The sequence below is a fragment of the Acinetobacter modestus genome, assembly GCF_014636095.1.
GTDB lineage: Bacteria > Pseudomonadota > Gammaproteobacteria > Pseudomonadales > Moraxellaceae > Acinetobacter > Acinetobacter modestus.
Genome location: NZ_BMDV01000001.1, coordinates 677,568 through 697,949 on the forward strand (window position 1 = coordinate 677,568; position 20,382 = coordinate 697,949).

20 protein-coding genes and 1 other RNA gene are annotated in these 20,382 nt (G+C 38.4%); 10 read left to right on the forward strand and 11 right to left on the reverse strand.

Annotation, left to right across the window (positions count from 1 at the left end):
• Positions 1–13: 13 nt before the first annotated feature.
• Positions 14–853, forward strand: coding sequence for a 16S rRNA (cytidine(1402)-2'-O)-methyltransferase (gene rsmI, locus IEV17_RS03120; protein ID WP_004663156.1), 840 nt, complete (start codon positions 14–16; stop codon positions 851–853).
• Between the two features lie 69 nt (positions 854–922).
• Here the strand turns inward: rsmI and IEV17_RS03125 are convergent, their stop codons facing one another.
• On the reverse strand, positions 923–1,564 hold the full coding sequence (locus tag IEV17_RS03125; RefSeq protein WP_004663158.1) for a cation efflux transmembrane domain-containing protein: 642 nt from the start codon (positions 1,562–1,564) through the stop codon (positions 923–925).
• A 67-nt stretch (positions 1,565–1,631) separates the two neighbouring features.
• Here IEV17_RS03125 and IEV17_RS03130 point away from each other — a divergent pair, with 67 nt between their 5' ends.
• On the forward strand, positions 1,632–2,081 hold the full coding sequence (locus IEV17_RS03130; RefSeq protein WP_004663160.1) for a MerR family transcriptional regulator: 450 nt from the start codon (positions 1,632–1,634) through the stop codon (positions 2,079–2,081).
• A 265-nt stretch (positions 2,082–2,346) separates the two neighbouring features.
• On the opposite strand, the gene IEV17_RS03135 is transcribed toward IEV17_RS03130, so the two are convergent.
• From IEV17_RS03135 to IEV17_RS03160, 6 genes are all read right to left on the reverse strand, one after another.
• The gene (locus IEV17_RS03135; protein WP_004663162.1) at positions 2,347–2,595 is read right to left on the reverse strand and encodes a hypothetical protein; all 249 of its coding nucleotides are present in this window, start codon (positions 2,593–2,595) and stop codon (positions 2,347–2,349) included.
• 173 nt (positions 2,596–2,768) lie between these two features.
• Positions 2,769–4,001: an FAD-dependent monooxygenase gene (locus tag IEV17_RS03140; protein WP_004663164.1), complete on the reverse strand. Its 1,233-nt coding sequence runs from the start codon at positions 3,999–4,001 to the stop codon at positions 2,769–2,771.
• Positions 3,998–5,209 carry a 2-octaprenyl-6-methoxyphenyl hydroxylase gene (gene ubiH, locus IEV17_RS03145; RefSeq protein ID WP_004663166.1) on the reverse strand — a complete coding sequence of 404 codons (1,212 nt, stop codon included), beginning with the start codon at positions 5,207–5,209 and terminating at the stop codon, positions 3,998–4,000. Before ubiH ends, IEV17_RS03140 begins: the two co-directional genes overlap by 4 nt.
• 495 nt (positions 5,210–5,704) lie before the next feature.
• Positions 5,705–6,211: a hypothetical protein gene (locus IEV17_RS03150; RefSeq protein ID WP_004663169.1), complete on the reverse strand. Its 507-nt coding sequence runs from the start codon at positions 6,209–6,211 to the stop codon at positions 5,705–5,707.
• A 57-nt stretch (positions 6,212–6,268) separates the two neighbouring features.
• The gene (locus tag IEV17_RS03155) at positions 6,269–7,594 is read right to left on the reverse strand and encodes an aminopeptidase P N-terminal domain-containing protein (RefSeq protein WP_004663171.1); all 1,326 of its coding nucleotides are present in this window, start codon (positions 7,592–7,594) and stop codon (positions 6,269–6,271) included.
• Between the two features lie 69 nt (positions 7,595–7,663).
• Positions 7,664–8,299: a UPF0149 family protein gene (locus IEV17_RS03160; RefSeq protein WP_004663174.1), complete on the reverse strand. Its 636-nt coding sequence runs from the start codon at positions 8,297–8,299 to the stop codon at positions 7,664–7,666.
• Between the two features lie 66 nt (positions 8,300–8,365).
• On the opposite strand from IEV17_RS03160, the gene IEV17_RS03165 reads away from it, so the two are divergent.
• The 3 genes from IEV17_RS03165 (at position 8,366) to ssrS (ending at position 9,471) form a co-directional block, all read left to right on the forward strand.
• Positions 8,366–8,920, forward strand: coding sequence for a hypothetical protein (locus IEV17_RS03165; protein ID WP_004663175.1), 555 nt, complete (start codon positions 8,366–8,368; stop codon positions 8,918–8,920).
• Between the two features lie 2 nt (positions 8,921–8,922).
• A complete protein-coding gene (locus IEV17_RS03170) occupies positions 8,923–9,210 on the forward strand; it encodes a cell division protein ZapA (protein WP_004663177.1) in 288 nt (95 codons plus the stop codon).
• 79 nt (positions 9,211–9,289) lie between these two features.
• A non-coding RNA gene (ssrS, locus tag IEV17_RS03175) (6S RNA) lies at positions 9,290–9,471 on the forward strand.
• A gap of 79 nt (positions 9,472–9,550) precedes the next feature.
• Here the strand turns inward: ssrS and IEV17_RS03180 are convergent.
• From IEV17_RS03180 to IEV17_RS03190, 3 genes are all read right to left on the reverse strand, one after another.
• Positions 9,551–9,991, reverse strand: coding sequence for an SMI1/KNR4 family protein (locus IEV17_RS03180; protein WP_004663178.1), 441 nt, complete (start codon positions 9,989–9,991; stop codon positions 9,551–9,553).
• A gap of 174 nt (positions 9,992–10,165) precedes the next feature.
• Positions 10,166–11,404, reverse strand: coding sequence for a putative solute-binding protein (locus IEV17_RS03185; RefSeq protein ID WP_004663180.1), 1,239 nt, complete (start codon positions 11,402–11,404; stop codon positions 10,166–10,168).
• Positions 11,405–11,567: 163 nt separating this feature from the next.
• Positions 11,568–14,285 carry a heavy metal translocating P-type ATPase gene (locus IEV17_RS03190; RefSeq protein ID WP_004663182.1) on the reverse strand — a complete coding sequence of 906 codons (2,718 nt, stop codon included), beginning with the start codon at positions 14,283–14,285 and terminating at the stop codon, positions 11,568–11,570.
• Between the two features lie 100 nt (positions 14,286–14,385).
• Here IEV17_RS03190 and IEV17_RS03195 point away from each other — a divergent pair, with 100 nt between their 5' ends.
• Positions 14,386–14,766, forward strand: coding sequence for a MerR family transcriptional regulator (locus IEV17_RS03195; RefSeq protein ID WP_004663184.1), 381 nt, complete (start codon positions 14,386–14,388; stop codon positions 14,764–14,766).
• A 56-nt stretch (positions 14,767–14,822) separates the two neighbouring features.
• Here the strand turns inward: IEV17_RS03195 and IEV17_RS03200 are convergent, their stop codons facing one another.
• Positions 14,823–15,023, reverse strand: coding sequence for a hypothetical protein (locus IEV17_RS03200; protein WP_004663186.1), 201 nt, complete (start codon positions 15,021–15,023; stop codon positions 14,823–14,825).
• A 402-nt stretch (positions 15,024–15,425) separates the two neighbouring features.
• On the opposite strand from IEV17_RS03200, the gene IEV17_RS03205 reads away from it, so the two are divergent.
• The 4 genes from IEV17_RS03205 to IEV17_RS03220 all read left to right on the forward strand — a co-directional run bounded on the left by IEV17_RS03205 (position 15,426) and on the right by IEV17_RS03220 (position 20,264).
• Entirely contained in the window at positions 15,426–16,013 is a 588-nt protein-coding gene (locus IEV17_RS03205) for a 5-formyltetrahydrofolate cyclo-ligase (protein ID WP_004663187.1), read from the forward strand.
• Positions 16,014–16,157: 144 nt separating this feature from the next.
• Positions 16,158–18,587, forward strand: a complete 2,430-nt coding sequence (lon, locus tag IEV17_RS03210; protein ID WP_004663189.1) for an endopeptidase La — start codon at positions 16,158–16,160, stop codon at positions 18,585–18,587.
• A 323-nt stretch (positions 18,588–18,910) separates the two neighbouring features.
• Positions 18,911–19,390: a 23S rRNA (pseudouridine(1915)-N(3))-methyltransferase RlmH gene (gene rlmH / locus IEV17_RS03215; protein ID WP_004663191.1), complete on the forward strand. Its 480-nt coding sequence runs from the start codon at positions 18,911–18,913 to the stop codon at positions 19,388–19,390.
• A gap of 100 nt (positions 19,391–19,490) precedes the next feature.
• Entirely contained in the window at positions 19,491–20,264 is a 774-nt protein-coding gene (locus IEV17_RS03220; RefSeq protein ID WP_004663192.1) for a DODA-type extradiol aromatic ring-opening family dioxygenase, read from the forward strand.
• Positions 20,265–20,382: the final 118 nt, after the last annotated feature.

Here is a 20,382-nt window from a genome sequence, read left to right on the forward strand (position 1 = left end):
GGAGTTACCTTTTATGAGTGCTCAATTATTTGTTGTAGCAACCCCGATTGGGCACTTAGATGACATGACCTTTCGTGCGATTGATATTTTAAAGTCTGTATCGGTGGTTGCGGCAGAAGACACTCGTCAATCTGCTCAATTATTTAAACACTATAATATCTCAACACCGTTAACAGCGTGCCATGATCACAATGAAAGTAACAAAATTGATCAACTTATACAAAGAATGTTAAATGGTGAAAGTATTGCTCTGATTAGTGATGCGGGAACACCGTTAATTAGTGACCCTGGATTTAAGTTAGTACGCGCAGCACAAGAACATAAGATCCGCGTCATTCCAGTACCAGGTGCCTGTGCTGCAATTGCAGCTTTGAGTGCTGTAGGTTTACCAAGTGATCGCTTTAGTTTTGAAGGTTTCTTACCGTCAAAGGCTTCGCAACGAATTAGCCAACTTGAAAAACTAAAAGATGAGACACAAACACTCATTTTCTATGAAGCACCACATCGTATTTTAGACAGTATTAAAAATATGGCTGAGGTATTTGGTGAAGATCGTCCTGTAGGTTTTGCTCGTGAAATCACAAAGACCTTTGAAACCATCAAAAAAATGACCTTAAAAGAGTTAATCGTATTTATTGAAAACGATCACAACCAAGAGAAAGGTGAAATTGTAGTCGTGGTGGGTGGTGCCACTGCTGAAAAAGATATGGAGCAAGATAAATTGGATGAGTTGCTAAAACGTTTATTACAAGATTTATCAGTCAAGGCAGCATCTCAATTGGCTGCTGATTTGACAGGTATCAAAAAGAAAGTTGCTTATCAACGTGCTTTAGAACTCACTCAAAAAGATTAAAAAAAACAGAGGTATAGATTTCTGTGAAATCTATACCTCTGTTAAGATAAAGTATCAAAACAATCTCTTTTAAGCTTTTGTACCGAAAGTATTTGGGTCTATTTTTCTTTCTGCTCTGGCTTGTTGAATGACACTCAAACCAGATGAAACACCTAAATATGCAATGATAAAAGCAACAATTAAATCTGGAAACATGGTTCCTGTCCCAAATACCCCCACCGCAGCGATAATCACCGCAATATTACCAATCGCATCATTACGGCTACAAAGCCATACTGACCGCATATTTGCATCACCATCACGGAATGCATAAAGCATTAATGCAACAACCACATTCACGACTAATGCCAGTACACCAATCGTTCCCATCAACATCGGTTCAGGCGTGATCCCAAGCCACCATGTCCACATCACTTTCATCATAACGAAAATGCCAAACGCAGCCATGGTAATACCTTTTAACAAAGCCGCTGTTGCCCGCCAATACAAGGTCATCGACAACACTGCCAATGAGATAGCATAGTTGGCGGCATCACCTGCAAAATCTAATGCATCTGCCCATAACGACACAGAACGTGCATGTGAACCACCAATAATCTCAACAAAAAACATCAGTGCATTTAAAACTAAAGCAATCCACAGTGCTTTTCTGAATTTTGGGCTAATTTTTTTTGCTGGGGCACATGCTGTATTGCATCCACATCCTGCCATGACTTTTCTCACATAATCTTTTATAGTTATAGTGATTTAAAACCCTAGAGTAACTCCAGAGTCAAGCATGATTCATCTTACGATTGGACAATTAGCAAAAGAGACTGGTGTTTCAGTAGATACCATTCGTTATTATGAAAAAATTGGATTGCTTGAAAAAGCAAAAAGAAGTGCTGGAAATTATCGCTATTACTCTGCACAGATGCTTTCAGAGCTTTTATTTCTAAAACATTGTCGAGAGCTTGGAATTACGCTGCACGATATTCAAAAACTCAAAGAACTATCCGCAAAACCAGATCAAACATGTATGGAAGTAGACCATCTAATAGATCAATATCTTAATGAAGTTTCTCAGAAAATAAAAAATCTAGAACATCTCAAGCAAGATCTTTATCACCTAAAACAGCAATGCTCTCAACATCGTACAATTCAGCAATGTGGTATTTTAAAGGAGTTACATCAACCACTTGAATGTGAACATGAATCTCATCAACATAAAAAAGCACCTCAATCATGACAATTTATGGTTTTAATTTTAATCCTTATCAATTTTCAACTGCTCTCTTTTCGTAACTACTGGCAACTATCAAAAAATTATTCGACTGACTACAAACTGACCAATGAGCAATTTAATGGGTGCAATTAGAGGATTGATTAGCAAGAGTTCGACTGTGAATAATAAGAAAAATATTTCAATAAGCTAATAATATAGTAAACACAGAATCCTAGTTACTTTAACTCAATAAAAAGAAGCCTATGATTAGGCTTCTTTTATGCATAAATTATTCGTGGGTCTCACCCGGTGGCACTTCGGTAATACGCCCACCACGTGCCAAAAACGCTGCAACCTCATCTTCTAGAGCTTGGCGTTGTTTCTGTTTAGCAGTCACTGTTAAGGTTTCTGCTTCAGCCAAATCTGCGTCATTGGCACTTGACTCTTCGCTATCCGCACCACTTTCTGCAGCTTTCGCTTCTTCATCGTCTACCGCAGAATCTTCAGTGTTTTCGTCGTAATCATTCATTTCCGTCATATTACTCTCCCCACAATGACTAAACTCTCATCATCGTTATTTGGTCATCAGAACTTGATGAAATTTAACAAGCTCTTCTCATTTATCAAAGCAAAATATTCATTAAATTGTGCTTTTTATAACCAAATTCACTCTGATTTATAAATGATTGTTTAAAAAATATCTACTGTTTTTTAGCAAGCATAACGAGTGTGCTGTAAAGCCCCTAATCCATTCGCTTGTCGCATAAAGCGATCTTTAAACCAATCGAATTGTTCAACTTGTTTTAGACCAAAGTTCCTTGCCCAAACAAACGGAAATAATTCTGAACTTTCCAACCAACCAATCGCGGACATACTGTGCATCATGGCATCATTCTGCCCTTTACGTTGGTGTTCATAACGTAATAAGGTTTGATCATTGGCCCACACACCACGCTTTAAATCGTACAGTAATACATCGCACAGTACCGCGGCATCTAAGCAACCAATATTCACACCCTGCCCAGCCAAAGGATGAATTACATGTGCTGCATCACCAATCAAGGCTAAACCAGATTTAATATAACGCTGGGCAGCGCGAGCTTTTAGTGGGAACTGTGCTCTGGAACGAACCGCAACCACTTCCCCCAACATTTGCAGACTTTCTTGCGTCAATAGTTGCATAAACGCTTGATCGCTGAGTGCTGAATATTCATCGGCGTAATCATCTGGTAAAGTCCAAACAATCGACTGCCAATAGCCGTTCTCTTGTGGATCAAGACTCGCCATCGGCAAATAAGCCAATGGACCCGTCGGTAGGAAAATTTGTCGTGCAACATATTGATTCGGCTGAGTGGTTTTAATCGCACAACTGATCGCGGCTTGCTTATAATCCAATACATCTAGATCAATATACGCTTGCTCACGTACAAAAGAATTCGCACCATCTGCACCAATGAGCAACTTGGTTTTTAATGTTGTGCCATCCGCCAATTGAATTGACCAGCCTTGTGGAATCTGCTCAATCCGTATGACTTTGACTTGGGTACGATAGTCTTTAAGCTGCTGCAACATTTTCTGTTGAATCGCAACATTCAAGACACTTGGCTCAACCATCGAACCCAAAGCCTGATCTGATTGAGGTTGCTGTTCAGAGGCATGACCAAAATTAATTTCGCCATAGCCATTTTTATTCCAGACTTGCATACCTGAATAGGGCATTTGACGCGCTAAATCATCCCAGACATCAACTGTTTTAAGTAAGTGAATCGTCGCCTGACTCAGTGCCAATACTCGAGGATTCATTACAGCCAATGTCTTTTCTTGATCTAGCACAGGTGCAGCATCCAGCACTGTAGCTTGCACGCCACCTTGAGCTAGCAATAAAGCGGTTAGACCACCAACCAAACCACCACCGACGATGACTACATCTAACATTTCGCTCATGCTTTTAGTCCCATCGCATAATTGGCAACCAAAGGCTTAACACCCGGAATCACATCAAATGCAATCAGCCCCGTATTACGTAATAATTTGAGGATTGGATTTTGATTACTGAAACCACGCACCACTGAATCACAGAACTTAATCACACGTTGCTGATCCTTTAAGCGAGATTGCTCATAGGACAATAAATTTTCTGGAGCACCAATATCATCGGACTTCGCCAATTGTTCCATCAGGAACCGAACCAACACATCTGCATCACGCAAACACAGGTTAAAACCTTGTCCTGCGACTGGGTGAATGGTATGTGCTGCATTCCCCATCAACACCACACGTCCAACCGCCTGCTTATCTGCTAACACTTGCGACAATGGATAGCTAAAACGCTTACCCGTTTTTTCAAATTTCCCTGCCCGATCACCATAGGTTTCCTGTAAGGCATCAAGGAAATGTTGATCATTTTCTTCACCTAACCATTCTGCTTCAGTACCTTTTTTTACAGGCCAAACCACTGAACGATGGTATTCACCCGGTAATGGTAACAATGCCAATGGCCCCAATGCGCTAAAGCGTTCAAAGCCAACGTGCTGGTGCGGCTTAGAGGTCTGTACGGTGGTCACAATCGCGACTTGGTCATAATCATGCTCATCGACACCCACGCCAATCGCTTGGCGGCAGAAAGAGTCGCGACCATCGGCTGCAATCACTAACTTGGATTTTAAGGAATGGATATATTCACCATTGCGCATGGCTTCAATTTGGACTTGGTCTGCGTCTTGCGTCAGTGAAGTTACTTGTACACCATCAATCAACTCAATCAATGGTTGTTGACGTACTTGGGTGAGCAACACACGGCCTAGCCATGCATTCTCAATCACTTGTCCAAAGCTTTCTACTTTTTCTTGCTCTGCAACTAAGCGTGCCTTACCAAAACTCCCCTGCTCAGTAATATGTACCTGCAAGATTGGTGTCGCATGTTGCTGTAATGCATCCCATAAGCCTAATTTTTGGTAAATCTGTACACTACGGCGTGACAATGCGGTATTACGCGCATCAAAGCTAGAATGATAAGGCGCAACGTTTTCGTCATCGTAATTCGGATATTTCACAGCTTCCAATAGCTTTACTACGATATTAGATTTTGCCAACATTAGAGCAAGGCTGAGTCCAACCATACCTCCACCGACAATGATGACTTGTTGCTGCATAATATTATTCCTTATCAGTTTTTCATGACTTGATGTTTCGGGACTATCTTACTCTAACTCAAATCAGGATTGGAATTTGTACTTTGTTTGGTCTATTTTTTTCAAATTACATTCAAATTAGACTTAAAAATTAAATACTTTTTTCTTGTTTCCGAACTTATGATCTTTGTAGCTAATTTATTAAAAGCATATAGCGATAAGATTCTTCTGTTCAAAAGTCCTCTATCTTGCAAATAAAGGTATAGAGAGAAAATAGTTAGCGAAATACACAACAACCACCTTATCTCAAATATCTTGCAATTATTGCAACTGTAACTTCTTGTGCAATGTAAATTTCTTATATTCCACAAATTATGGAAAATTTGGCAGGTCATAAAGCCAATCCAATTCAACCTGCGGCTGCTGCGATTAATTACACACTTTGGGTATAAGTATGGCATCTTAATTAAAGACAAAACCGTCGCGATTTCCAATTTCATTAGTGTTTTTTTGGTGTTATTGCATATTTGATAGCATTTTAATTTCTTTTGATCGTTGACTCATATTTTCACACAATACAGTCCAACTCTGCTGCTCTATTACATTAATATTATTGTTAATTATAATGGTTGCCTGAAAATATCCCCATATCGAAATAATAAAAAATGAAATACAAATTATCAATTTAATGACCACGGGCATTACCGCTCGCCAACCATATTTATATTTTATTTTTCTTAAGACTTTTTTATGAGGTAATGGATATTGTTTTAACTTAATCACCGGATAATCATTTTTAATCCAAAAAAATAAGGAAACACATCCAAAAAAAATATACATTCCTACAAATTCACCATAGAAAAACACTTGCCGCCCATAAGGAGAACACTCCAACCAATATGATATTTTAGTTATTCCAAAAATGCCCCATAAAAATAAAATCACTGGCATTGAATATAATACATACAATAACCGCAACTTTACTCCTTCTTTAAAGGTATATTTTGGCGCATATTCACTCATTATTATTCTCTTTTTTTATAGAAAAATGGGCTAAATTCATTAGCCCATATCATATCTTTATATTTTTGTTTTAATCATCAAACTTTCAATTTCCTCAACGGTTTTGACCACATTTTTGGTTAGAACCAATGGACCATTTTCAGTCACGACAATATCGTCTTCGATACGAATGCCAATACCCCGCCATTTTGCATCGACGGTTTCATCATCCGGTGCAACATATAAACCTGGTTCAACTGTCACGACCATACCCGCCTCATAAGCACGCCAATCTTCGCCAGTCTTGTATGCACCGACATCATGTACATCCATACCAAGCCAGTGTCCTGTACCATGCATAAAGAATTGACGGAATGCTTCACTTTCAACCAGCTCATCCACATTGCCACTCATTAAGCCAAGATCAACTAAACCTTGAGTTAAAATCTTGACGGCCACTTCATGTGGATATTTATAGTGATTGCCAATACGAGTTGCATCAATCGCAGCAAGCTGCGCTGCTAAAACCACATTATAAAGTGCTTTCTGCTCAGGATTAAATGTACCATTCACAGGGAACGTGCGGGTAATATCCGATGCATAAAACTCGTATTCACATGCCGCATCAATTAAAACTAAATCGCCATCGTTTAATGGCTTGTTATTTTCAACATAATGCAAGATACAAGCATTTTCACCCCCGCCAACAATACTGTTATACGATGGCACGCAACCATTTTTACCAAAGATATAATTCAATTCTGCTTCTAACGCGTATTCCATCATCTCTGGTTTAACCGTTTGCATGGCACGTGTATGTGCCTCAGCACTAATATTGGATGCGATCTGCATCAACTCAATTTCCTGAGTCGATTTTTTCAAACGCATTTCATCAACAATACGGTCCAACTGAACCACTTCAGCGGGTGCGGCACCACCACGACGCTGTTGTGCATCTGCTTTTTGGATCCATTGACTGACACGTGCATCAAATTCCGCATTTTGGCCAATACGATAGTAAAGACGCTGTTTATTTAACAACTTGTCGATAATTTCTTCATCTAGCAGATCAATTGCATACGCTTCATCTGCATCATAGATTTCAATCGCACCATCAATCCCAGCACGATAGCCATTCCAGATTTCCATTTCACGATTACGTTCACGGCAGAACAAGCTATAGCTATATTCCTCACCTGCTTCAAAAGTTTCAATGATTGCAACCGCTTCTGGCTCGGCGAATCCAGTCAGATAATAAAAACTACTGTCTGCACGATATTTATAATCCGCATCGCGATTACGATACATTTCTGCTCGAGTCGCAATAATTGCAATGCTATTGCTGCCTATTTGTTTAGCAAGAAGATCACGACGTTGTTTGAAATCGGCTTGACTTAATTTCATATTGTCCTTCTGATGAAGATGAATGATTGTAAGTATCTTTATTTATAAGAGCTTAAGGCACCGCCCGAGTTAACTCGGACGATGTGGGGTGAACATTTCGACAACCGTTTGCGGATCAGTCGCCTGATTATCTTGATTTCTGCTTTTGGCATGAAAGTTTTTCAATAATGAACTTTCAGCGACAGGAATCTTAGTACGACCAATTGATAAACTCACAGGAATCAAACGTACAAACTCATACAATTCCTGATAGCTTTCTTCACCCTCTTCATCATTATCAGAGTCTTCAAACTCAACAGCTGCAACATCTTGTAAATGTTCAATCAGCTCTTGTTCTTCACCACGAATATGACCTGAAGCCAAACCAAAACCAAGAACTACGCCTGCACACCAATCTGCTAAAGCTTGCACACGATCTACGAGCAAATGGCTATCATCTGGAAGCATAGGCAAATAATCTAATTCATCATCTGACAAAGCATGAGAAACATCTTCTGCTTCATCCGTTAAACTTTCTAGTGCTTCTGGCTGTAAAGCTGGCACGTTGAGGGTGTTTAAAATTTGTGACCATTCATCGGTGGTTGGCGCTTGTGTGACACAAACTATACCTGTGAGTAAACCATGTAACTCACTTGGACTTGAAATTTCTTCAATCCCATCAAAATGAGCATTCCATTCCGTCCAACCTGAAATATCGTCTTGCATTCGTTTATCCAATCTCTATACTGCTGTATATATTACCTTTGATTGCAACTCTGTGCGACCTTCGTTATGTTAGAACAATTACAGCGTCTACAAGCGCATATTGGTGTTTTAAAAACACGCTTACATCATTTAGAGCGAGAGAATACTTCGCTTACTGAGGCTAAACAATTAGCTGAAACTGACCACCATGCACAAGTTGTGCAGAAAAATAGCATCATCACGCAAAAGCAGGAAGAAGTTGATAACTTAACTGAACAATTGTCTCAGTTACAAGATCAATTTAAACAACTGAATCAAGATGCAACAACTTTAGCGGAACGTTATAGCCGTTTAGAGAAAAGCACCACTGATTTAAAAAACCGCTTCCAAGAGATTTTGGCTGAGCGTAATGACTTACGTGTAAATAAAGAGAAGTTCCAAGCACAGCAACGTCATAGTCAGCAAGAAATTCAAGATTTACAACAAGATCGTGATCGCTTGCTACAGAAAAATGAGTTGGCAAAATCTAAAGTTGAGGCGATTATTCAACGTCTTTCAATTTTAGGTACTGCACAGGATCAACATGCACAAGAAATTCAGCAACTCGCGCATCCAAATGCTGAAACTCAAGAGGAAACCTGATCATGAGTGAACCCATTGTTGTTGAGCTTCGCTTAATTGAACAGACCTTCCGTCTAAATACGACCGAAGATAAGCGAGAAGAACTTGAACGTGCCGCTGAATTTTTAAATCAAAAGTTTCATGATATGCGCCGTAACGCACCACGTGTTGAACATAATAAACTTGTTATTATGGTTGCACTGCAAATGGCTCAAGAAGTGTTTAGCTTAAACAAATCATTACAGGAATATGCACATTGTGAGCATTTACTCCAAACGATTTTGGAAGATATAGAACAAACTGTTGAGTAAAATTGCACAAAGCCTCATCAATTAATAATTATCTTTACAAGTAGCGATTGTCATCGTGTAAAGATAGGTTATACTAAAACTGTCTCTAGGGTGTTCGCCAGTACGTCTATTCCCCTGCCGATACTTAAATTTATGGATGCGTTCTGTGTATTTTGAGTGTATGCCTACCTCGAGTAGGAAACCCAGTAAGTATGCGTCGCCTCCACCTTGAACTCATCGGGTTCAGGGTAACGACCATGCAGCGGCATCTCTGGAGTACTTTTTCAAATCGAATTAAAATAATAATTTAACTTTTGCTCATCCTTTTATGAACCTTTTAACAATCTCTATTAAATATTTTTTATAATAATCCATCACTATCAATCAAATATTGATTTAAAAATGCTGTGAATGAATCTGCAACTTTTCTTTTTGATGATCCTCCCACATGATATACAACACCATCCGAACCAATCTGATCTAGTTGTACCGCATACCCCCAACACCACGTTAGATAGTCCGAAAATACAAAACAGTTAGGGTATAAAAACTTATCTTTATCATAGTAGCTTGAAATACTTTCAACCGATTGGAATGCGTCCAGCGACACGAACGTAAAATAATTATCATCCGTATCTCGGTCAGCTATACCATTAAATTCCAAAAAGTAAGCTGTTAAAATGGGTGATAATTTAACTTGATGCTTATATTCAAAAGCCAAAATTTCCTGCCACGTTGCTGGTTTATTTAGATTAACATCTTGTTTTATTAATTTATTTTTAAGTTGAAAAATTATATTCATGATTGATCCTATAGCTCTTCATTTCTATAAAATAAATCATTTCTATGAATCAAATGATCAATTCTTTGGATATGACGTATCACTTGATTGATCAAAGTTGGAAATACCAAGTTTATAACTTAATCCAGATACTTCCATGATTCTCTTTTTCTATAATGTAAAATGACTTAAAGATTACTCATCTTTCAAAGCACATTCATAATTGCTAGGGTCTTGTGAACAACGAACCTGTTTCAGCAACTTCATCATATCTTTATCGTAAAAACCTTCTTTGGTCATTTGCACTCGAGCTTCGCGCATTAATCGAACATAACCAGGTTTATCACTTTCGTTAAGGTTAAGCCAAAATTTATCTGGAATTTTGGCTTCAATTTTATCTACAAATTCAAATGCTGGGTTCAACTGTTTTGAGATAACTTCACGCGCAATAGAACCCATTCCTGCTGGAAACTTATTGCGATGCATAATTAACGTTCCAGTGACTTGAATGACTGGGAACTTGATAATTCCGCCAACAGCTTTGCCCGATTTATCTGTCATCCCTTTTTGTAACTCAAGCGGTTCAAATAAAATAGCTGGACCTGCCATGATATCAACTTCTTTATTATTAAACTTCCCACCGACAGTCACCAAATCAACTGAGACAGGTTGCGCACCCACGTTTTGTACCAATTTCTTTTGAGTTTCATCAAATTGGAAAACCGCAACTTTCTTACCTGCTGCTTTGGCTAAAGTATTAATATTACGATCCGTCACCATGATATAGGCTGCACCTAACGGTACAACACCCACAACCTCATAGTCTTTATTCACCATTTTTTCATCAAATTTTGGATTAGCTAGAACTTGAATCACTGAACTTAATTGTTTATAGGTTTGTAGTGCTCCAATTGCATCAATACTTCCTACAAATTTATTAAATTGTTTTGCACGCAGATTACTAATCCCTGCACCATCACAGCGTTTACTACGGAAATCTTCTGTTAATACCGCTTCATTGGTATAAACTTTTAAATTGACCAAAGTAGACGCTGATTTTTTAAGTTTTGGATAATCAAAATCTAATTTGAACTGTAAATGAGATGGTCGTGTCACATTCATATTGACACCAAACTGCTTGGCTACACGTACCATACGTGGAATTTCAGTGATGTAACTTGTAGCCTGTTCAAAAGCCTCACTATGCTCTCCATTTGGAGAGAACACACATAAAGTGACTTGATTTGGAATTTGTTGCCACGTTTTAGGATCGTTAAGTAGCTGTTTAATCTTATTTTGTGAATGTGCAGAAAGTGTTAAATCCAGTTTACCTTCAGGTGCTGCATGACTCGCATTCGTCAATAATAATGATGATACGATAATACTTGAAGTAAAAAGTGATTTTACAACACGACTAAATTTATTGTTTTGCATCTTCAGTTCCATCCTTAGCTATTTCCCAATAGTTTTCATTCAAATTAAGGATAAAAGAGAGAAATAGAATTGACAGTATTCATTTTGATGATGTCAGTTGGGTCAAAATAAAGCCTCCACTCTCAACTTATGAGAATAGAAGCTTTATTTTTCTAAAAATGAATTATGATTTATTCAAACGTAAAGCATTCACCACAACAGAGAGCGAGCTTAATGACATTGCTACAGCAGCAAACATTGGTGTGAGCAATAATCCTGTTAGTGGATAAAATAAACCTGCTGCAACAGGAACACCTAATCCATTATAAACAAAAGAGAATGCAAGATTTTGCTTCATATTTTTTACCCCTAATTTTGCCATATGAACTGCTTGTGCAACCCCTTGAATGTCCCCTTTAACTAAAGTCACTTGCGCTGTTTGCTTGGCAATATCTGTTCCTGTTCCCATCGCAATACTAACATTCGCCTGCGCTAGTGCTGGTGCATCGTTGATACCGTCCCCAGCCATTGCCACAATTTTTCCCTGAGCTTGTGCTTGTTTCACAATTTCAAGTTTTTGCTTAGGATCAAGATTGGCATAGACTGTTTTAATACCTAAAACATCTGCAACCATATTTGCATTTTTCTGATGATCACCAGTTGCCATAATTACTTCAATTCCATCAGCATGTAGTTGATCAATCAAAGTTTTGGCATTTTGTTTGATTGCATCATGAATCGAAATATAGGCAATCACTTCTTGTTCTGACATCAAAAAACTAAACACATCGCCTTGTGCACGTTTTTGATCCAACTCATGGATTAAATCAGCATCTAAGGTCAACGCCAACTGTTCAATAAGCTTCTGACTACCAATATACAGGGTCTGGTGATCAATGTTTCCTTTCACACCAAAGCCTGCGACATCTTCAAAATCAGAGACATTGAGCAATTGATTTAGATCAACCAGTTTAGTTAATGTCTGTGCAATTGGATGTGTCGAATATTGTTCAATCGATGCAATCCATAACTCAATTTGTGTCTGGCTATACGCTTCAGATAAAGGCCGAATCTCTTTTAAACTTGGTTTACCCTCGGTCAATGTTCCTGTTTTATCAATAATCAAAGTATTGACCTTGCTTAAGGCTTCAATTGCTTCTGCATCTTTAAACAGCACACCTTTTTGAGCTGCTCGACCCGTGGTTGCCATCACTGACATTGGCGTTGCCAAGCCAAGAGCACATGGACAAGCAATAATCAAAACAGCGACTGCACACATTAAAGCCAAATCAAACTGTGCTTTCCCAAATACCATCCACGCAATAAAAGTCAGCACACTGATACTGAGTACGGCGATCACAAAATATTTTGCAACCACATCTGCAATTCGTTGCAATGGTGCTTTGGAGCGTTGCGCATCAGCGACAGTTTGGATCATTTTGGCTAATGTCGTGTTCGTACCCACAGCAGTTGTTTGGATTCGAATAGCGCCTTGTTGATTAATTGTCCCGCCAATCACTCGGTCATCTTTTTCCTTTTTCACAGGAACAGGCTCACCTGTCATCATGGATTCATCAACATAGGTCTTTCCATCAACGACTAGACCATCTAATGGAATTTGCTCACCCGATGATATTTGCAAAATATCACCTTGTTTGACCATCGCTATATCTACTTCAACAACTTGATCATGCTGCACAAGTTTCGCTTTAGCAGGTTGTAAACGTAGTAAAGCTTTTAATGAATTTGCTGTTTGTGAACGTGCTTTTAGTTCTAAAATTTGACCCAGTAAGCTCAACGAAACAATCATACATGCTGCTTCAAAATACACAGCAACACCATGCCCTGTTTTCGCTTCAATAGGGATTAATGATGGAAAAATCGTGGCAATAACACTATAAATAAATGCTGCAAGTACCCCAACACCAATCAAACTCCACATATTCAGATGTCCTGTTTTATAGGACACCCAACAACGCTGTAAAATGGGATAACCCGCCCATAGCACCACAGGCAAACTTAAAAGAAGTTCAATCCACGGCTGAACATGTGGCGAAATAAAGGCATGAATATGTGAACCCATGGCCAAGATCATCACCAACAAACTCAAAGGTAATGTAGTCCAAAAACGTCGACTAAAATCTACTAACTCAGGATTTGGTCCATCATCCAAAGTGGGTTGCATCGGCTCAAGTGCCATCCCACAAATTGGGCAAGTTCCTGGCCCTTTTTGTACAATTTCAGGATCCATTGGACAGGTATAATCCATATCCATTGCCTCCTCAGGTACAGGACGCTGATCGACTGGAATTAGATAAAATTCAGGATCATTTTTAAATTTATATAAACAAGATGAATTACAGAAATAATAGGTTTTACCTTGATAATCTGTTTTTAAATCTGTCGTGATTTTGACTGACATACCACAAACAGGATCAATCTCTGTATCAACTAAATTGCTTTCACTTGAATGATCATGCTTTCCACCCCAACAAGAAGAAGATTTTTTAGCTTCATCTTGAATAGATGGTACTTCTGGTTTAGGGCCACAACATGAACTTAGTTTTTGCTTCGTTGGCTTAGGCTTACAACAAGAAGATGTTTGAGCTAATTCAATAGACAGCTCTGATTCACTTTCACAACATGAACCTGCTTTTTGTTGAGGCTGCTTAGCACAGCAAGATGATGTCAATTTTAGATCTTGATCTGATTTTAAATAATTTTCAGGTTTTGAGCTGAATTTCTGTTGGCAACCTGCTGAACAGAATAAATAGCGGATACCTAGATAATCAAAATAGTACTGCGAATTTTCAGCGACTGTCATACCGCAAACTGGATCAATATATTCGTACACAAGCGGTACTTCATTTTTAGAATGGCATGAAGATGGTTGTTGAGTCATGACGACACCTATCTTTTCTTTCTCGATAGGACTAGGATAAAGTCTGTACCTAGGTACAGAGTCAAGTGCTTTTTTACTATCCCAACAAAGGTATGAGAAAATGAACCTTACAATCGGAAAACTAGCAAAATCCTGCCACGTTAATGTCGAAACCATTCGTTATTATCAACGTATAGGCTTAATGCGAATACCTGAAAGTACTCAAAGTTACCGACATTATAGTCAGCAAGATTTAGAGACCTTGAGCTTTATTCAGAAAGCGAAGGATGCTGGATTACAACTGAATGAAATTAAAGAATTGCTCACATTGAATTTAGAAGATCGCATCCAAGTCAGACATGTTATTGAACAACGATTGAGCAAGATCGATCAAAGAATTCAGGAACTTATGGGTCTTAAGCAAAGACTTTCCACATGGTTACACGAGTGTAAAACGACAGAAAATGAATGTTGCCCAATATTGATGGAACTCAAACAATAAATTCCATCAATCAATCTAGACAGTTGAATCAATACTCATCAAAAAAGTACATAACATTAGATAAATGACCAAATCACATTTTCATCCTTCTGTTTCAATAAGAAACTGGTTTGGTAATCATCGGCGACGATGAGATGCTGATTAGAGATCATCATTACTTTCAACAGCGTATCATTGTGATAAACCAAATCATTTTTACCTTCTTTAGTTAAGATAAGCATTTGATCTAAGACAATTACATTTTTTGAATCAAACATACTTTTTCCCTCTAAACATTACCCTATGGTCTTTTCAATATTTTTATAAAGTGACACAGTGAATATCGTAACGAATGAAATAAAACACCCCATTCATAGCGCTAAAATATTCCTTTTAATTGTTTAAATATGTGAAATAACCAAGTATTTGCAATTTTCACAGCAAGATTATAGAGCACTTTTTACACAATTTGTGATATTTTTGCCATATAAAACCAAAATTTGTTATTTTATTCTTATTTTTGACAGCACACTGATTAAGTCTAGTGCTACAGCTGTGTGATTACTTTGAATTGTCAGAATCCAGAACTGACCAACAAGATTAGAGCTTCAATTTATTTAGATGCTTAAGCACACTTAAATCAAGTATGATTCTCGAGGCTTTGTTTTATTTTGAATACGATGAATAGTGATTTACATGTACTCAGAAAAGATATTCGTTTAAAAAGAAAACGAGTGAATCGGTTTGAACATAAAAAAAGTGAGCAAGACGCTTTAAATCGCCTCAGATCAATACCTCAATTCAAGTTTGCAAAAAGCGTTGGATTATATCTTCATGCTTTTGGCGAAGTGCACACTCACAAACTCATTCAACTTTGTTTTAAACACAAAAAACTCGTTTACTTACCCATGATTTGCACGATGAATCAAGAACTTGTATGGGTAAAAATAAGCTCTAAGCAATACTCAAATCAACGTTTTTCCTATCATCCTCTCGGGATGAAAGAACCCATGGCAAGTCGCGGTCATCATATTTCCATTTTGGATATTTTAATTATGCCTTTACTTGCCTGTGATCACTTAGGGACACGAATCGGCATGGGAGGTGGTTTCTATGATCGTACTTTGGCAAGTGCGCCGCATCGACCTTTTCGTTTGGGTCTCGCTCATACATTTCAATATATTGATCAAACCTTACCTAGACAGAAATGGGATCAACCTATTCATGGTTTACTAACACCTAAAAAGTTCTATATTTTCAATCCTTAACCTTATTGTTCTAATATTTTTTAGAAAAAAACCGACCAATTTAGTCTTTTTTTAATATTTTCTAAGTAAAAACCCTTGTAATTTTTGAAATGCACATCACTATAAAAAACATGGCAACACCGTTGTCACTCATTAGGAGTGCCCATGTCTGAATATATTTTAAATAATGAATCAAGCTTAGAGCCACAGGTTCCAAGTGTATTACCACTATTAGCATTACGTGATGTTGTGGTCTATCCACACATGCAAATTGCGCTATTTGTGGGTCGTGAAAAATCGATCAATGCAGTGGATGTGGCTCGTAACGGTGACAATTTAGTATTTGTAGTTGCGCAAAAAGATTCGCTTACAGAAGAAATTGATCACGATAACCTCTATCAATACGGAACTGTGGCTAAAATCGTACAAGTCGTAAATCATGAAAATGATGAAAACTGCATTAAAGTACTGATTGAAGGTCTGCATCGTTCTAAATTAGAGCGGATTATTGATGGTGAAGAATACTTGACTGCTGAGCACAGCCTCAGTCCAATTACATTACCATTGGATGAGGAAGCTCAAGCAACTCGCTTAAACGAATTGCGTACCCTATTCGCTCAATATGCTGAAGCGAAATTACGCAATGCACGTGAGCTTGTTGCAGCAGCAAATAAAATCGAAGACTTATTACAATTAATGTTCTTTGTTGCAACTCGTGTACCTTTAAATATCGAAGTGAAACAAAAGTTTTTAGAGCACGACGAGTTTGAAGCGCATTTGCAAGAGTTGATGAGCTACTTGATGAATCAATCTGCTGAACAGCAAATTGAACAAACGTTGCATGACAGTGTTAAACGTCAGATGGAAAAGAATCAACGAGAATACTTTCTAAATGAAAAAATGAAAGTTATTCAACGTGAACTTTCTGATATGAACGGCGGTGCTGAAGATGACGTTGCGGAAATTGAAAAACGTCTTGCTGAAGCAGATTTGCCTGAACATGTACGCAAAAAAGCTGAAGCTGAGTTTCGCAAACTGAAAGCTATGCAACCTGCATCAAGCGAAGCTGCCGTTGTTCGTAACTATCTAGAAGTCATTTTAGATACACCTTGGAATAAGGCGAGCAAAGTCAGCATTAACTTAGCGAAAGCACAAGAGATTCTTGATGAAGATCACTACGGCTTAGATGACGTCAAAGATCGTATTGTTGAATATCTTGCAGTGCAATCTCGTGTGAAAAAACTCCGTGGTCCTATTCTTTGTCTAGTTGGTCCTCCAGGTGTGGGTAAAACATCACTTGGTGAATCTGTTGCTAAAGCAACAGGTCGTGAGTTTGTTCGCATGGCGCTTGGTGGTGTACGTGATGAAGCTGAGATCCGTGGTCACCGTCGTACTTATATTGGTGCGATGCCGGGTAAAATTGTACAGTCTTTAACAAAAGTTGGCGTGAAGAACCCTCTGTTCTTACTCGACGAAATTGACAAGATGGCACAAGACTACCGTGGTGACCCTGCTTCTGCATTGCTTGAAGTATTAGACCCATCACAAAACAGTAAGTTCAACGATCATTATTTAGATCTTGATCTTGATCTTTCAGAAGTCATGTTCATCTGTACGGCTAACAGTATGAATATTCCTGAAGCTTTACTGGATCGTATGGAAGTCATTCGTCTACCGGGTTATACCGAAGATGAGAAAGTGAATATTGCTGAACGTTACCTTGTTCCAAAAGCGATTAAGAACAATGGTCTACGTGCAAAAGAATTGACTGTTCACGAAGAAGCAATCCGTGACATCGTACAACGTTATACACGTGAAGCGGGTGTCCGTAGCCTAGAGCGTGAAGTGTCTAAAATTGCACGTAAAGTGGTGAAAGAAGCCGTTAGCAAGAAGTCTAAAAACTTACAAGTTGATGTCACTTCTGCCAATCTTCCTGAATACCTAGGTCCGCACAAATTTGACTTTGGTATGGCTGAAGATGAAGCACAAGTCGGTCGTGTAAATGGTTTAGCTTGGACTTCGGTAGGTGGTGAATTGCTTACTATTGAAGTTGCAGCCGTGAAAGGTAAGGGTAAATTCATTACAACGGGTTCTCTCGGTGATGTGATGAAAGAATCGATTACTGCTGCAATGACTGTGGTTCGTACTCGTGCTGATGAATTAGGTATTGAGGCATCACGTTTTGATGAAACTGATGTCCATGTTCACTTACCTGAAGGTGCAACGCCAAAAGATGGTCCATCTGCTGGTCTAGCACTCACAACTGCGCTTGTATCAGCATTTACAGGGATTGCGATTCGTCCAGACATTGCGATGACAGGTGAAACGAGTCTAGGTGGTCGTGCGATGCGTATTGGTGGTCTAAAAGAGAAACTTCTTGCAGCTCACCGCGGTGGAATTAAATTAGTTTTCATTCCACAAGATAACGTTCGTGACCTAGCTGAGATTCCTGACAATGTAAAAGAAGGCTTAGAAATCAAAGCTGTAAAAAGTATTGATGAGATCTTACCTTTAGCATTGACGGATACACCGAAGCCTTTACCTAAAACACCTATTGTTAAACCAGTAGAAGAAGCAAAGGCTGCGCGTCATTAAACAAGTAAGTAAATGAAAATTAAAGAGAGCTTCGGCTCTCTTTTTTTGTTACATAATTTGGTTGAAAAACAACCAATATATTGCATAATAAAATAGAGTCGATAAAAATAAAGATGAAGCTTGACTCAGTGAACCTATTTTTTAGTGTCATCCGAACTCCAGACTGATGACACTTTGATCGCAGCTCAAACGCAATTTTGAGCTGCGTTTTTTATGCGACGTAATCAATAAATACACTTTCAGCGACTATTCCCTTTCATGCTGATCACTATCGATAAAGAACACTGTTTATAATAGGTGTAATTTCTCGATCTATTTATTCTATGAAAATTCGTATTCTGACTATTGGTCAAAAAATGCCTGCTTGGGTGTTAACTGGATTTGAAGACTATTTCAAACGCATTCAACCTTTTGTACAAACTCAAGTGATTGAACTCCCGATGGCAAAACGAGGTAAAAATGATTCCGAAGCCGATATTTTAAAATATTGTCAAATTGAAGGTGATAGTATTTTAAATGCACTTAAACCCAATGAAACGTTAATTGCCTTAGAAGTAGGTGGTCGAGAACTCAGTACAGAAAAACTGGCAGATACCATGAAACAATGGATGCTTGAAGGCAATGATATTGCTCTTGCGATTGGTGGTCCTGATGGACATTCAGACGCAGTTCGTAAAGCAGCAGCTTGGCATTGGTCTCTTTCTAAATTGACCATGCCACATCCAATGGTTCGTATTCTACTGATTGAACAACTTTATAGAGCAATGAGTATCAATCATAATCATCCTTATCATCGTGCTTAAAATTGTTCTGATTATAGAACAATCTGTTGATATTTAAGGGCTGTCATTGTTCCCATGAATTTGTCACGATAATGATGTATTTCCAATCAGGTGCTTATCTATGAATTTCCAGACTTTACCCGGGTTATTTATTTCTCATGGTTCTCCCATGCTCGCACTTGATCCTGAACAAGTAGGTCCTGCATTGCATCGTTTAAGCAATAATTTACCAAAACCTCAAGCAATTATTGTGATGTCTGCTCATTGGGAAAGCCAAGCGCTAGAAGTGAGTACATCAACTCGAGCTCAAACGTGGCATGATTTTCGTGGTTTCCCCCCTGAACTTTATGAGATCCGTTATCCTGCTGCGGGCGCTCCAAAACTTGCTGAGGAAATACTGACTCTATTTGCAGAAGCAGATATTCCTGCACATGCAAATAGCACACGACCACGAGATCACGGTGTATGGATGCCTTTATTGCATATGTATCCAGAAGCAGATATTCCTGTGATTGAAATTTCCTTACCTATCGAAATGAATGCTGACCAGATTTACAAAATCGGGCAAGTTTTAGCACCTTTACGCGAACAACAAATTTTATTAATCGGCTCTGGTAGTATTACCCATAATCTCTCTGAACTTTCATGGCATGCAGATGCTGAAGTTCCAATATGGGCAAGCACATTTCGAAATAGTGTAGTCAGTAAACTAAACCATCAAGATTATGATGCTGTACTTGACTGGCCATCTTTACCCTACGTGCAACGAAATCATCCTACCCTTGAACATTTTGCACCATTATTCTTTGCAATGGGAACTGGTCATCGATTTAGTATCGTGCATAGTAGTTTTTCAATGGGGTCATTAGGTATGGACATTTATCGTTTTGATTAAAAACCAAGCATCATCTTTTTCAAATGACTTACTCATATTTAAGTAAGTCATTTTCCCAATCAATTTTCTTAAAATTTACAAACAGATACATTTAACGAACTTAATCCATAAACTGATT